Genomic DNA, 12,500 nt, shown 5'->3' with positions numbered 1-12,500 from the left:
TCTCACTCATTTTCTGCGAATAAATTGTGGGATTAGACCCGGGTTGCCGATTTGCCAAGCACCTGCTCCAAGGCGGTCACGAATTTGGCGTTTTGTTCCGCCGACCCAACGGTCACCCGCACCGAATTCGGATATTTCGGGAAGCCGGCTCGTACGATGATGCCGAGCTGCAGCAGCGACCCAAACATTTCACCGGCCGGACGCTGGACGTCGACCATAATGAAATTGCCGTGCGCCGGGAAATACGTAAGTCCCAGCCGTTCGAATTCATTGTACAGATAGGCGATCCCTTCGCGGTTTTTGGCACGGCAATCGGTCACGAAATCCTGATCGGCCAAAGCCGCTTTGGCCGCCGCTTGCCCGATTCGCGAAGTGTTAAACGGCTCCCGCACCTGGTTGATCAGCTTGATGACCGCCGGCTGGCCAACGCCATAGCCGATGCGCAGCGAGGCAAGTCCGTAAATTTTGGAGAATGTACGAAGCACCACCAGGTTCGGATATTGGCTTAACAAAGCGATCCCGTTCGTATAAGACGAATCGGTGACATACTCCGCATACGCTTCATCCAATACGACCAGCACATGTCCCGGCACCCGGTCCAGAAAAGAGACCAGCTCGGCATGAGGCACGATCGTCCCGGTCGGATTGTTGGGATTGCAAATCCAAACGACCTTCGTTTTGTCCCCGATCCGAGCGAGCATCCCTTCCAAATCGTGGGTGCCTTCCTTGAGCGGCACCTCGATGCTGACGGCGCCTTCGATGTCGGCATTGCTTTTGTACACGCTGAACGTTTGATCCGCCATCAACGTCTCATCGCCGGGCTGGAAAAAAGCGCGGGCGATCAAAGCGATAATTTCGTCCGAACCGCAGCCGAAAATGATTTGCTCCTTCCCGACGCCAAGCCGTCCGGCCAACGCTTCGGTCAACTCCGCGGCGCTGCCGTCGGGATACAGGCTCAGGTTCGCCAGTTCCTGTTCGATGGCGGCGCGGACGCGCGGCGAACAGCCATAAGGATTCTCGTTGGAAGCCAGCTTGATGACTTCCTCGAGCCCAAGCTCCTTCTTTACTTCTTCAATCGGTTTACCGGGTTGATACACCGGCAGATTGACGATCTGGGGTTTCGGCAACATGTATGGTTTCCTCCCTCAATTGACTTGTTGTGCAGTTCCCAAAAATCTATAATCTCAATTTTGCCACAAAGTCGCGAATTTGCAACAATCCTTGGTCCCGGGTTGAAGTCTGGGCCAACAGCGGCAAGCTTTCTTCGATCTTGCGCACGATCGCGCTGCCGACGACCGCCCCGTCGCAGATTGCCGCAAACCGCTCGACCTGCTCGCGGCTCGAGATGCCGAACCCGACGGCGACGGGCAAATCCGTCTGCGCTTTAACGGAGGCGATAAATTCGTCGACGCTGGCGTGGAACGAAGCCCGTTCTCCGGTCACGCCCAGCGAGGACACGCAGTACACGAATCCGCGGGCACGCTCCAAGATCCGTGCGATCCGGCCGCTGGACGTTGGCGCCACAAGCGGAATCAGCTTGACGCCGGCCGCATCCGCCATGCCCAGAACCTCTTCCGCTTCTTCGTACGGCAGATCCGGTATGATTAAGCCGCTGATTCCCGCATCCTTCAACTCGGCAAAAAAACGTTCCGATCCCATTTGCAAAACGGGATTGTAATAAGTAAACAAGACGAATGGAAGGCGGATGCCCCGTTCCCGGGCTTTGGCGGCCGTCCGGATGCAGGAAGCGACCGTAATGCCATGGACAAGGGCACGTTCCGATGCCCGTTGAATGACCGGTCCGTCCGCCAGCGGATCGGAATACGGTACGCCCAGCTCCACTACGTCGGCACCGGCCTCTTCCAGGACCGCCAAGATGTCGAACGTCGTCTCGGGATCCGGATCTCCGACGGTCACGAACGGAATCAAGGCCGTTTTCCCCGCCGCTTTCAGCTTCGCAAACGTGTCATCAAGCAAATTGTGCGCTGGTTGACTCATACCGTTTCCCCGCCTTCCGTATACGCCATAATCGACTCCACGTCTTTATCCCCGCGGCCCGACAAGCAGATGACGATAACTTCGCCGCGGCTCATGGCCGGGGCCATCTTCACGACTTGCGCCACCGCGTGCGCCGACTCCAGCGCCGGAATGATCCCTTCGGTCCGGCTCAGCAGTTGGAGCGCATCCAACGCTTCGCGGTCGGTGATCGGGTAGTATTTCGCGCGTTCGATATCCTTCAGATAAGAGTGCTCCGGACCGATCCCCGGATAATCCAGGCCTGCCGAAATCGAATGGGCCGGCAGCACTTGACCGTAAGCGTCCTGCAGCAGATAACTCATCGAACCCTGGAAGACGCCTTTCGTGCCTTTGGTCATCGTGGCGGCATGGAATTCGGTATCGACGCCTTTGCCGGCCGCTTCCACGCCCACGAGACGAACATCCTGATCCTCGATGAACGGATAAAACATGCCGATCGCATTGCTGCCGCCGCCTACCGCTGCGACGAGCATATCCGGCAATCGGCCTTCGGCCCGTAAAATCTGCTCCCGCGTTTCATCGCCGATCACGCGTTGGAAGTTCCGCACCATCATCGGGTACGGATGCGGCCCGGTGGCCGACCCTAAAATATAAAAAGTATCATGCACATTGCTGACCCAATAACGCAACGCTTCGTTGCAGGCATCCTTCAGCGTGCGCGTGCCGGACATGACCGGAACGACCTCGGCACCGAGCAGCTTCATCCTAAACACGTTAAGCTGCTGCCGCTTCGTATCCTCCTCGCCCATGAACACCTTGCATTCGAGACCCAGCAGAGCGGCTACGGTGGCGGTGGCCACGCCGTGTTGGCCGGCGCCGGTTTCGGCGATGACTTTCTGCTTGCCCATTCGCTTAGCCAGAATCCCCTGCCCGATCGCATTGTTGATTTTATGGGCGCCGGTATGGTTCAAATCCTCGCGTTTCAGGTAGATTTTCGCTCCGCCCAAATGCTCCGTCAGGCGTTCCGCGTAATAAAGCGGCGTCTCCCGCCCGGAGTACTGCTTCAGCAAATAGGCGATCTCCGCTTGAAACTCGGGATCATCTTTATATTTCAAATAGGATTCTTCCAACTCGATCAATGCGTTCATCAGCGTCTCCGGCACGTAGCGGCCGCCAAAAGGCCCAAAACGTCCCTGCTCATCCGGTACCTGCTTCATCATCCCTTCACCCTCTCTACGAATGCTGTCATTTTCGCGATATCCTTCACGCCGTCGGTTTCCACTCCGCTCGAGACGTCCACGCCGTCCGGCTGCAGTACCTCAATCAACGTACTAACGTTGCCGGGATGCAGTCCTCCGGCCGCAAGGAACGGGATCCCGCGTTCCTTGGCCCATTGGCGATAAGGCTCCGCCGCGGCCCAATCAAAGGCGATGCCGGAGCCTCCGCCGTACTTCGGGTCGTACGTATCGAGCAGCAGCCCGTCCAGCACGCCGTCGTACTCCGCCAAAGCTGCTCCGGCATGGACCGATCCGTCCGTTTTGACCGAAAACGCCTTGAAAATCTTGACCCCAAAAGCGTCTTTGACCTTCCGGCAGAAATCCGGGCTTTCCGTCCCGTGGAGCTGCAGGATGTCCAGCGGCGCCTGCCGCAAAACCTCGTCCAGCTCCTCCAAGGTCGGATCGACGAAGACGCCGACGCTCTGCGGATGCCCCCCCGCGCTCCATTCCTGAAGCACGGGAAGCAGCTCCGCCGCACGGCCTCCGCTGACTTGGCGCTTGCTTCTGGCAAACACGAATCCGACATAATCCACGGGTAAGTTCACCATAGATTTTAGCACTTCAACGCTTTGAAGTCCACAAATTTTTACGGCCACTTCACCCATGAGACGTCGTCCCTTCCGCATCGAATTCCGTTGCCTCCGCTGCTCGCAACGGTCCCATTAAGTCATGCACCGCGTCCCCCACGTTCTCCCGCCGCATGAACGTTTCCCCGATCAGCACGCCCTGAGCGCCGGTCCGCTGCAACCGTTCTATATCTTCCCGCGTCTGAATCCCGCTTTCACTAATTAGCGTTGCATTAGAAGGAACCAGCTCCGCCAGCGCCGCCGTCGTCTCCAGGGACACCTCGAAAGTCCGCAGGTTCCGGTTGTTGATGCCGATCAGCTTCGCGGCAGGAAGCGCCAGAACCCGCTCCAGCTCCGCGCGATCATGCACCTCGATCAATGCATCAAGCCCCAGCGCCGTGGCGAGCGCCAGATAATCGCGCAACTGCGCATCGCTCAGGATCGCTGCGATCAGCAGTACGGCGTCTGCGCCAAGCAGCCGGGCTTCGTAGATCTGCCGCTCGTCGATCACAAAGTCCTTGCGCAGCAGCGGCACGCCTACCGCCTCGCGAATCGCGCTCAAGTAGGCTCCGCTCCCTTGAAAATACGTTTCATCCGTTAATACGGAAATGCAATCGGTTCCTGCTGCTTCATAAGCCGCTGCCAATTGGACCGGATGAAAATCCGGACGGATCAGTCCTTTGGAGGGCGACGCTTTTTTCACCTCGGCGATTAACCCCATATCCCGCTTCCGGCCGGCTGTAAGGGCCGAGTGGAAGCCCCGCGTCGGCTCCATCGCCGCAATGCGGCGCTCCGCTTCTGTAATCGAGAAGCTCTCTGCCAGGCGCGCAACCTCCTTTTTTTTCGTCTCCACGATTCGCTCAAGATACATAACTTAATTCCCCCGTTGTCTGGATTAGCTGCTCCAGCTTGGCGTAAGCTTTCCCCGAATCAATCGCGTCCGCAGCGATGGCGACCCCTTCACGAACGTTGTCCGCCAGACCGGCCACATACACGCAAGCGCCTGCGTTCGCCAGCACCACGTCCCGGTGAGCCCCGCGCTCCCCTTGCAGCACGCGCCGGACGATCTCCGCGTTCGTCTGGGGATCGCCGCCGATCATCGCTTCCAGCGGATAAGTTTGGAGACCCAGATCTTCGGGTTGAAGATCATAGGTGGTGATCTCGCCGTTTTTCAGTTCGGATACCCGCGTCGGAGAGGAAATGCTGATTTCGTCGAGCCCTTCCCGGCTGCTGACGACCAGCGCCCGCTTGGAGCCGAGCTCGCGCAACACTTCGGCGATCGTTGACGTTCTGCTGCCGTCATAAATGCCCAGCACTTGGCGATCCGCCCCTGCCGGATTGGTCAACGGACCCAGCATGTTAAAAACCGTGCGGATGCCCAATTCCTTGCGCGGACCCGCCGCATGCTTCATCGAGGGATGATACAGCTGCGAGAACATGAAGCAGATGCCGATATCCTCAAGACAGCGCTTCGCCTGACCCGCGTCCAGCTGAATATTGACGCCCAGCGCTTCGAGGACATCGGCGCTGCCCGAACGGCCGGATGCCGAACGGTTGCCATGCTTCGCTACCCGAACCGACACCGAAGCCGCGACGATCGCCGCCGTCGTCGACACGTTGATTTTGTGAATGCCGGAACCGCCAGTGCCGCAGGTGTCCAACAGCTTCTGCGATTCCGTCTGAATTCGGCTGGAGGCGCCGCGCATGGCTTCGGCGAACCCGGTGATTTCCTCGACGGTTTCGCCCTTGATCCGCAGCGCCGTCAACAGGCTGCCGATTTGGGCCGGCGTCGACTCGCCGTTCATAATCGCCTGCATCACGCCGCGCGCTTCTTCCCGCGCCAAATGCCGTCCTTCGATCAAGCGGCTGATGCCCGCCTGAACCGCTACCTGTCCTGTCATCTCGATTCGCTCCTCTCTTTAGTTCCCCGGGGTATATTCGTAAAGGTAATCCTGGTTAATGACGCCGTCGTGTCGGGCTGGCGGCGGAAACATCTGCTCGGCGGTACGGATCGCCGTCAGCAGCGCCTTGGCCTTGTTCACCGATTCCTGATACTCGTTCTCCGGAATGGAGTCCCACACGATTCCCCCGCCGGCCTGCACGTAAGCTTTGCCTTGCTTGAACACGATCGTGCGGATCGTAATGCAGGAATCCATGTTCCCCGAGAACCCAAGATAACCGATAGCCCCGGCATAAGTGCCGCGCGCTTCCCGCTCCAGCTCGGCGATAATCTCCATCGCCCGCAGCTTCGGCGCGCCGGAGACCGTCCCGGCCGGCAGGCAGGATAGAAAGGCATCGAAGAAATCCTTGTCATCCCGCAGCCTGCCGGACACCTTGGATACCATGTGCATGACGTGGGAATACCGCTCGATATCCATGTATGATTCGCAAGTTACGCTGCCGAAATCGGATACGCGGCCCAAATCGTTGCGGCCGAGGTCGACCAGCATCAGGTGTTCGGCCCGCTCCTTTTCATCCTGCAGCAGTTCCGCTTCCAGTGCCAAATCATCCTCTTCCGTCGCTCCCCGCGGTCTCGTTCCGGCGATCGGACGGGTCTCCACCCGGCCGTTCTCTACCTTCACCAGCGCTTCGGGAGACGTTCCGACGATGATTTCCTCGTCCAGCTTGAGGTAATACATGTACGGCGACGGATTCAGGGTCCGCAGGACACGGTAAACGTGAAGCGGATCCACTTCGGTTTCAATGTGGAACCGCTGCGACAAGACGACTTGAAAAATATCGCCCGCGCGGATATACTCCTTCGCCTTATCCACATTCGCAATGAACTGTGCTTTCGTCAGATTGGACTTGACGTCCCCAAGATCGGTCACCACCGGCAAGGGTCTTCGGTTAAAGCTTTCGCCCGGCCCTTCCTGCTGCAGCAAATCTGCCGCCTGGTCCAGCTTTAACTCCGCCTCCGCGTAAGCCCGGCGAATATCCTCGTCGCGATCGCCCGGCTTCACGTGCACGTTGGCCACCAGCAGGATCCGTTGCTTGACGTGGTCGAACACGATCACCTGGTCGCAGAACATGAACTGCATATCCTGCAGGTTCAGGTCATCGACCTGATGGGCCGGCAGTTTCTCATAGTATTGCAGCAGATCATAACCGAAAAACCCGATCGCCCCGCCCGTAAACGGCGGCATTTCCGGAAGCTTCGGACTGCGGTAACCCCGCAGGATCGCCTTCAGCTCATCAACGGGCCGGGACGAACGCAGCTGCTCTTCGCCGCCTTCCCGCCCGATCATAATGTCTCCTTTTTTAGCCGAAATGGTCAGGAAGGGATCGGTGCCGATAAACGAATACCGCGCCCACTGGCTGCCACCTTCCACGCTCTCCAGCAAAAATGCCCGCTCCCGCTGGGCGATGCGGCGAAAAATCCGGATCGGGGTTTCCATGTCGGCGAGCAACGTACGGGTAATCGGAATCAGATTGTATTCGTTCGCCAAAGCAATGACCTGTTCTACTTGCGGGGTTGCCATATCTCTCACTTCCTTTTCGGGTTGGTTTAGAGCCAAATAAAAAAACCTCTACCGAAGTAGAGGTTCTGGGATTTGCGGTTTATGGGAAAGCTCCGCCCCGAACGATGCGTCATGCCTAACTTTTCCCTGCAAAAAGAAAAATGGCAAAAAGCGCACCCGGAAACAGGCATTCACTCAGCTAAACTCGGCTCATCTCAACTCGGGCTCTACTCGACTCTAAAAATTCGCGTTCGCTAAAAACGCTTCTAACTTGCTCTCATTGCACTCATCTAAAATCTAAAATAACTATACCTTATCGGCGGCCCGTTTGGCAACCCAAACCTGCCGATGCAATCCCCGCCCCTGGTTTCGCCTTCTGCGCTCAGGAAGTGGAGGTGCTGAGGTCCGGGCGGAGACTGCGGGCTTCGTTCAAATACACATGCTTCATGTCCCGCTGTCCTTTGGTGGTGTTCACTTGAATCAACAAGCGAATGCATTGGGGCAGGGCGCCTTGAACCGGGATCTCCGTGGAGCACATCAGCGGAACCATATCCCAACCGCTCAAGACCCGGATGGCGCGGGCCGGGAAGGTGGCATCCAGATCCGGCGTGACCGTGATCCAAACGCTGCAGATATCCTCGGGTTCGATTTCGTTGCGCGCGACAATTTCCTTCAACAACGCGGCCGTCGCATCCAATATATCCTGTTCGTCGTTCCGGGCTACCGTCGTTGCTCCGCGAATGCCTCGGTTATACATGTTGTCCCTCCTCTTTCAATTCGGCGATCACTTGGCGAACTTCATCCAATGTCACGTCAGAGACTATTTCCACTTGCCCGATCGCCACCGGCAAAATAAATACCATCGTCTGTTCCTTAAACTTCTTGTCGTGCATCATGGCACCGATCAAATCCTGCTCGTTCAAATGTTCCGGCATTGCCGTCGGCAAGCCAAAACCGCTCAGCAAGGAGACCGTCTCCTCATAAATTTGCGGATCCCGGCCCCGGTTCACCGCCAGCTTCGCCGCAGCTGCCATCCCGATCGAGATCGCTTCCCCATGCAAAAACTCGCCATACCCGCCGATCGCTTCGATCGCATGGCCTAACGTATGCCCCAGGTTCAGGATCGCGCGGAGACCGTTCTCCCGCTCATCCACGGAGACAACCTGGGCCTTAATCGAGCAGCCCTGGGTCAATCCGTATCCGAGCGCTTCGGGATCCAAAGCCAACAAGTCGGCTGTATGCTCGCGACACCAATCCGCAAATGCCGAATCCCAGATCAAGCCATGCTTGACCATTTCGGACAAGCCGGCCCGGACGTCGCGCGGCGGAAGGCTTTGCAGGCTATCCACGTCATACAGCACCATTTCCGGCTGATGAAAAGCGCCGATCATATTTTTGGCGAGCCGATGGTTGACCGCTACCTTCCCTCCGACACTGCTGTCGTGGGCCAGGATCGTCGTTGGCATCTGCACGAACGCTACGCCGCGCATATACGTTGCCGCTACGAAGCCGGCCAAATCGCCGACGACGCCGCCGCCGAGCGCCACCACCGACGAACGGCGGTCCAGGCCGCCTTCAATGGCCGTGGTCATGACGTCCTCGTAGACGTCGAGCGATTTTGACTTCTCGCCGGCTTTGACCACTTTGCTGACCGTCCGATAGCCTTTGGCCTGCAGCGAGGTCTCGACGACCGGCAGATACTTCGGCGCGACATGGTCGTCGGTGACGATCAGGACGGGGCTTTTTGCCGACAGCTTATGCTGCTCGAAGAAATCTCCGGCTTTCCCCAGCAAGTCGCCGCCGATATAAATCGGATAAGAACGTTCGCCCAAGTCGACCTGCAGCGTTCTCATCAATACTCCTCCAATTGAGCCAGGTATCCCTGGTAATTGCGCTCGATCTCGCCGATCGAATCGCCGCCGAATTTCTCCAGGAACGCTTTGGCAACCTCCCAGGCCACCACGTGCTCAAGCACGACGCTAGCTGCCGGTACGGCGCAAGCGTCAGAACGCTCCACTTGGGCAGCGAACGCCTCACGGGTGTCGATGTCGACGCTTTGCAGCGGCTTATACAGCGTCGGAATCGGCTTCATGACGCCGCGAACGACGATCGGCATGCCGTTGGTCATCCCGCCCTCGAATCCGCCAAGCCGGTTGGTGGCCCGGTAATAACCGCGCTCCTCGCTGTATAGGATTTCGTCATGCACCTTGGATCCCGGCAACGTCCCGGCTTCAAAACCGATGCCGATCTCCACGCCTTTGAACGCGTTGATCGACATCACCGCTTGCGCGATGCGTCCGTCCAGCTTGCGGTCATATTGCACATGGCTGCCTAGTCCGACCGGCACGCCTTCGACGATGCATTCGACGATTCCGCCGATGGAGTCGCCTTCTTCCTTGATTTTGTCGATGTAGGCTTCCATCTTCTTCTCCGTCTCGGGATCGACAACCCGGACCGAGGAAGCTTCCGTTACCCGTGCCAGCTCATCTAGCGGCAGGTTATGGGGCGGCGCTTCGATCTCGCCGATGCGAATGACATGCCCGGCGATGCGGATCCCGAAGCGCTCCAGGAGCTGCTTGGCCACCGCGCCGACGGCCACGCGAACGGCGGTTTCGCGCGCGCTCGAACGCTCCAGCACGTTGCGAAGGTCTTTATGATCATACTTCAAACCGCCGTTCAAATCGGCGTGGCCCGGGCGAGGACGATGGACTCTGCGCTTCTCCTCATCCGTTCCTTCGATCGGTTCGATATTCATGATTTTCTGCCAGTGTTTCCAGTCGTTGTTCTCCACGACCAACGCGACCGGCGCCCCTGTCGTATACCCGTGGCGGACGCCGCCGACGATCTGCGCCGTATCCTTCTCGATTTGCATCCGGCGTCCGCGGCCGTACCCTTTTTGACGGCGGGCCAGTTCGAAGTTCAGCGCTTCGAAATCCAGTTGCAAATGGCTGGGCAAACCTTCAATAATCGCAGTCAACTGGGGTCCATGCGTCTCCCCGGCTGTTAAGTATCGCAAACTCATGATGTTGCGTTCCCCCTTTAAACTGTTAAACTGTAAAGAGCTAAAACCCGATGATATCTTTGCTCATTATAATATTGATTGCTGCATTCTGTCACGTGGTGATTCGCTTTTGTTTCTCGCGCACGCCCCGATTCGCCTTGCGGTGAAGGGCACGCGGCCTGCCCGGACCGGATTTTCGCTCAACCTCCTTTCGAGGCTTGCCAAAATCCGGTGGCCGCTTTTCCTGCCGTTTATTCCGCCGGAACCGCTTGGGTCGGGAACGCCCCCTCCGGTTCGGTCACCTTGGTCGCCGCCAGCTTTCGAATTCGATGCTGCCCGACTTCGCGCACGGCGAACACATAACCGCCGTATTCGAATTCCGGCTTTTCGTGGATGGTCGGGATACGTCTGAGCTGTCCGATCATAAACCCGCTCAGCGTATCGTAGTGCTCGATGGGCAGGTTGATATCCAGGATGTCCTGGGCGTCGTCGAGGGACATCGTGCCGCTGAACAGGTAGCTGCCTTCGCCAACCAGCTCGTATTCGCGTTCCTCTTCGTCATGCTCGTCATAAATGTTGCCGACGATTTCCTCAAGCAGATCTTCCATCGTCACGATACCGGCGGTGCCGCCGTATTCGTCCACGACAATCGCCATATGGATGCGGTTTTGCTGCATTTCCTCGAACAGCTCGTTGGTTTTTTTGGAGATCGGGATAAAATACGGCGGCGTCACCAGCTCCTGCAAATTCCAGTTCTCCTTCTCCCCGGTTCGCAAAAAGCGGATCAAATCCTTGCTGTGCAAAATCCCGATCAGATTATCGACCGTTTCCTCGTACACCGGGAACCGGGTGTATTGCTCCTTGTCGGCAATTTCGGCCACCGTCTGCTGGTCGGCATCCACGGGAATCGCCACGACGTCGATCCGGTGCGTCATGATATCGGACACCGTCAGGTTGTCGAAATCAAAAATATTGTTGATCATCAGCCGTTCGCTGGGCTGGATCGTTCCCATCTCCTCTCCGGTATCCAGCATCATGCGGATTTCCTCCTCGGAGACCTCCTCATCGTTGGCGTTCGGGTCGATGCCGAACAGCCGCACGAGCAAGTTGGTGGACGTAGTCAACAGCTTCACGAACGGTGCGGTTGCTTTCGACAACACGGATAACGTCGTGGCGGCGAACATCGCCATGGCTTCGGCTTTTTTCATCGCCACCCGTTTCGGCACCAGTTCGCCCAGGACCAACTGGAAATAGGAGAGCAGCAGCGTAATGACGATGAGCGAAATCGTACTTAGTACGTTTTCGGGAATCGGCAGCCCCAAGCGGATCAAATAAGCCGCCAGGTCGCCGGCAAAGCTCTCCCCGGCAAAGGCACTGGCAAAAAAGCCCGCCAGCGTGATGCCGATCTGAATCGTAGCCAGAAACTTGCTGGGCTCGCCGAGCAAACCGACGATCACCTTCGCTTTCCGGTGGCCTTGCCCAGCCATCGCTTTGATTTTGTTATCATTCAGGGAGATCAAGGCGATTTCCGATGCGGCAAAAAAAGCATTAATCAAAATTAAGATCAAAATGACCAACAGTTCCAACAATCCATTCCACCTCCAAAAATTTCCCCGGTTTAGTTTGAGGTTGTCACCCTGCGGATATACGCAAAAAGGCATAACCCGCCGTCAACAAAAAATTGACGCAGGTTATGCCTGAACTCCGCCGATACCGAATCGGTTATTCTTTGGTTGTACCGTGTTGCTACTCTCCGGGTCGTCCGAATCGCTCATGGATGAAACCTCTCCTGACCTGAATTTATAAATATTATAGAAAGCCCCCCTGCGGCTGTCAAGAACGCCTCAAACGCGCCAACGCAAAAAAGCGCCGCTTCCGCCTAGCCTGGCGATCTCCGACGCTGCCGACTCCTTATTCGGTTTGGCCTCCCTTCGGCCTATCTCAGTCCCGAAGCCGATTGATTTTCCAGGGAAGCGTCACGCCGCGGGTCCGTCGGATAATCCTCCAGCATCCTTTTCAAATGCGAACCTTCGATCCCCAGTACCTGCGCGCATTCCTGCGGCGTCAAGAATCCCCGCCGGTAAGCTTCGATCACTTTTCGCTTGTCCATGACCTGACCTCCATTGACTGTATGGTCCAAGTATAGGAAAGAACCGTCAAGAATATACCGCCGGCTTTTGACCACGAAGCAGATCAAATAATTGATTTCGCAAGATTT

General features: G+C 57.4%; 13 protein-coding genes. 1 reads left to right on the top strand and 12 read right to left on the bottom strand.

Annotated elements, in window-relative coordinates:
* Nucleotides 1-32 precede the first annotated feature (32 nt).
* From hisC to trpE, 7 genes are read right to left on the bottom strand one after another with little or no spacing between them, the layout of a single operon-like run.
* On the bottom strand, nucleotides 33-1,130 hold the full coding sequence (gene hisC / locus MJ257_RS06080) for a histidinol-phosphate transaminase (protein ID WP_240268386.1): 1,098 nt from the start codon (nucleotides 1,128-1,130) through the stop codon (nucleotides 33-35).
* 46 nt (nucleotides 1,131-1,176) lie between these two features.
* Nucleotides 1,177-1,998, bottom strand: coding sequence for a tryptophan synthase subunit alpha (gene trpA / locus MJ257_RS06075; RefSeq protein ID WP_240268385.1), 822 nt, complete (start codon nucleotides 1,996-1,998; stop codon nucleotides 1,177-1,179).
* On the bottom strand, nucleotides 1,995-3,194 hold the full coding sequence (gene trpB / locus MJ257_RS06070; protein ID WP_178022891.1) for a tryptophan synthase subunit beta: 1,200 nt from the start codon (nucleotides 3,192-3,194) through the stop codon (nucleotides 1,995-1,997). The genes trpA and trpB overlap by 4 nt, the downstream gene beginning before the upstream one ends.
* On the bottom strand, nucleotides 3,194-3,859 hold the full coding sequence (locus MJ257_RS06065) for a phosphoribosylanthranilate isomerase (protein ID WP_178022892.1): 666 nt from the start codon (nucleotides 3,857-3,859) through the stop codon (nucleotides 3,194-3,196). Before MJ257_RS06065 ends, trpB begins: the two co-directional genes overlap by 1 nt.
* Nucleotides 3,852-4,691 (bottom strand): indole-3-glycerol phosphate synthase TrpC, encoded by an 840-nt coding sequence (gene trpC, locus MJ257_RS06060; protein ID WP_240268384.1) that lies wholly within the window; start codon nucleotides 4,689-4,691, stop codon nucleotides 3,852-3,854. The genes MJ257_RS06065 and trpC overlap by 8 nt, the downstream gene beginning before the upstream one ends.
* Nucleotides 4,681-5,721, bottom strand: coding sequence for an anthranilate phosphoribosyltransferase (gene trpD / locus MJ257_RS06055; RefSeq protein WP_240268383.1), 1,041 nt, complete (start codon nucleotides 5,719-5,721; stop codon nucleotides 4,681-4,683). Before trpD ends, trpC begins: the two co-directional genes overlap by 11 nt.
* 18 nt (nucleotides 5,722-5,739) lie before the next feature.
* Nucleotides 5,740-7,302, bottom strand: coding sequence for an anthranilate synthase component I (gene trpE / locus MJ257_RS06050; protein WP_240268382.1), 1,563 nt, complete (start codon nucleotides 7,300-7,302; stop codon nucleotides 5,740-5,742).
* An 81-nt stretch (nucleotides 7,303-7,383) separates the two neighbouring features.
* Between trpE and MJ257_RS06045 the strand changes: the two genes are divergently transcribed.
* Nucleotides 7,384-7,539 (top strand): hypothetical protein, encoded by a 156-nt coding sequence (locus MJ257_RS06045; protein ID WP_240268381.1) that lies wholly within the window; start codon nucleotides 7,384-7,386, stop codon nucleotides 7,537-7,539.
* A gap of 124 nt (nucleotides 7,540-7,663) precedes the next feature.
* Here the strand turns inward: MJ257_RS06045 and aroH are convergent, their stop codons facing one another.
* The 5 genes from aroH to MJ257_RS06020 all read right to left on the bottom strand — a co-directional run bounded on the left by aroH (nucleotide 7,664) and on the right by MJ257_RS06020 (nucleotide 12,392).
* Nucleotides 7,664-8,038, bottom strand: a complete 375-nt coding sequence (aroH, locus tag MJ257_RS06040) for a chorismate mutase (protein WP_240268380.1) — start codon at nucleotides 8,036-8,038, stop codon at nucleotides 7,664-7,666.
* On the bottom strand, nucleotides 8,031-9,134 hold the full coding sequence (gene aroB, locus MJ257_RS06035) for a 3-dehydroquinate synthase (RefSeq protein ID WP_240268379.1): 1,104 nt from the start codon (nucleotides 9,132-9,134) through the stop codon (nucleotides 8,031-8,033). Before aroB ends, aroH begins: the two co-directional genes overlap by 8 nt.
* Entirely contained in the window at nucleotides 9,134-10,303 is a 1,170-nt protein-coding gene (gene aroC, locus MJ257_RS06030) for a chorismate synthase (protein ID WP_240268378.1), read from the bottom strand. Before aroC ends, aroB begins: the two co-directional genes overlap by 1 nt.
* 230 nt (nucleotides 10,304-10,533) lie before the next feature.
* Nucleotides 10,534-11,871, bottom strand: coding sequence for a hemolysin family protein (locus MJ257_RS06025; protein WP_240268377.1), 1,338 nt, complete (start codon nucleotides 11,869-11,871; stop codon nucleotides 10,534-10,536).
* A gap of 347 nt (nucleotides 11,872-12,218) precedes the next feature.
* Complete coding sequence (locus tag MJ257_RS06020) at nucleotides 12,219-12,392, bottom strand: hypothetical protein (RefSeq protein ID WP_240268376.1); 174 nt, start codon at nucleotides 12,390-12,392, stop codon at nucleotides 12,219-12,221.
* Between the last annotated feature and the right edge of the window lie 108 nt (nucleotides 12,393-12,500).

This window comes from Paenibacillus timonensis, assembly GCF_022427145.1.
Taxonomy (GTDB): domain Bacteria; phylum Bacillota; class Bacilli; order Paenibacillales; family Paenibacillaceae; genus Fontibacillus; species Fontibacillus timonensis.
This window is presented reverse-complemented; position numbering and strand designations above follow the sequence as displayed.

Coding starts and splice junctions, on each gene's coding strand:
- trpE (WP_240268382.1), bottom strand. CDS start 7,302: ATGGCAACCCCGCAAGTAGAACAGGTCATTGCTTTGGCGAACGAATAC.
- aroC (WP_240268378.1), bottom strand. CDS start 10,303: ATGAGTTTGCGATACTTAACAGCCGGGGAGACGCATGGACCCCAGTTG.
- aroH (WP_240268380.1), bottom strand. CDS start 8,038: ATGTATAACCGAGGCATTCGCGGAGCAACGACGGTAGCCCGGAACGAC.
- MJ257_RS06065 (WP_178022892.1), bottom strand. CDS start 3,859: ATGGGTGAAGTGGCCGTAAAAATTTGTGGACTTCAAAGCGTTGAAGTG.
- trpB (WP_178022891.1), bottom strand. CDS start 3,194: ATGAAGCAGGTACCGGATGAGCAGGGACGTTTTGGGCCTTTTGGCGGC.
- trpA (WP_240268385.1), bottom strand. CDS start 1,998: ATGAGTCAACCAGCGCACAATTTGCTTGATGACACGTTTGCGAAGCTG.
- MJ257_RS06045 (WP_240268381.1), top strand. CDS start 7,384: ATGGGAAAGCTCCGCCCCGAACGATGCGTCATGCCTAACTTTTCCCTG.
- MJ257_RS06020 (WP_240268376.1), bottom strand. CDS start 12,392: ATGGACAAGCGAAAAGTGATCGAAGCTTACCGGCGGGGATTCTTGACG.
- trpD (WP_240268383.1), bottom strand. CDS start 5,721: ATGACAGGACAGGTAGCGGTTCAGGCGGGCATCAGCCGCTTGATCGAA.
- aroB (WP_240268379.1), bottom strand. CDS start 9,134: ATGAGAACGCTGCAGGTCGACTTGGGCGAACGTTCTTATCCGATTTAT.
- trpC (WP_240268384.1), bottom strand. CDS start 4,691: ATGTATCTTGAGCGAATCGTGGAGACGAAAAAAAAGGAGGTTGCGCGC.
- hisC (WP_240268386.1), bottom strand. CDS start 1,130: ATGTTGCCGAAACCCCAGATCGTCAATCTGCCGGTGTATCAACCCGGT.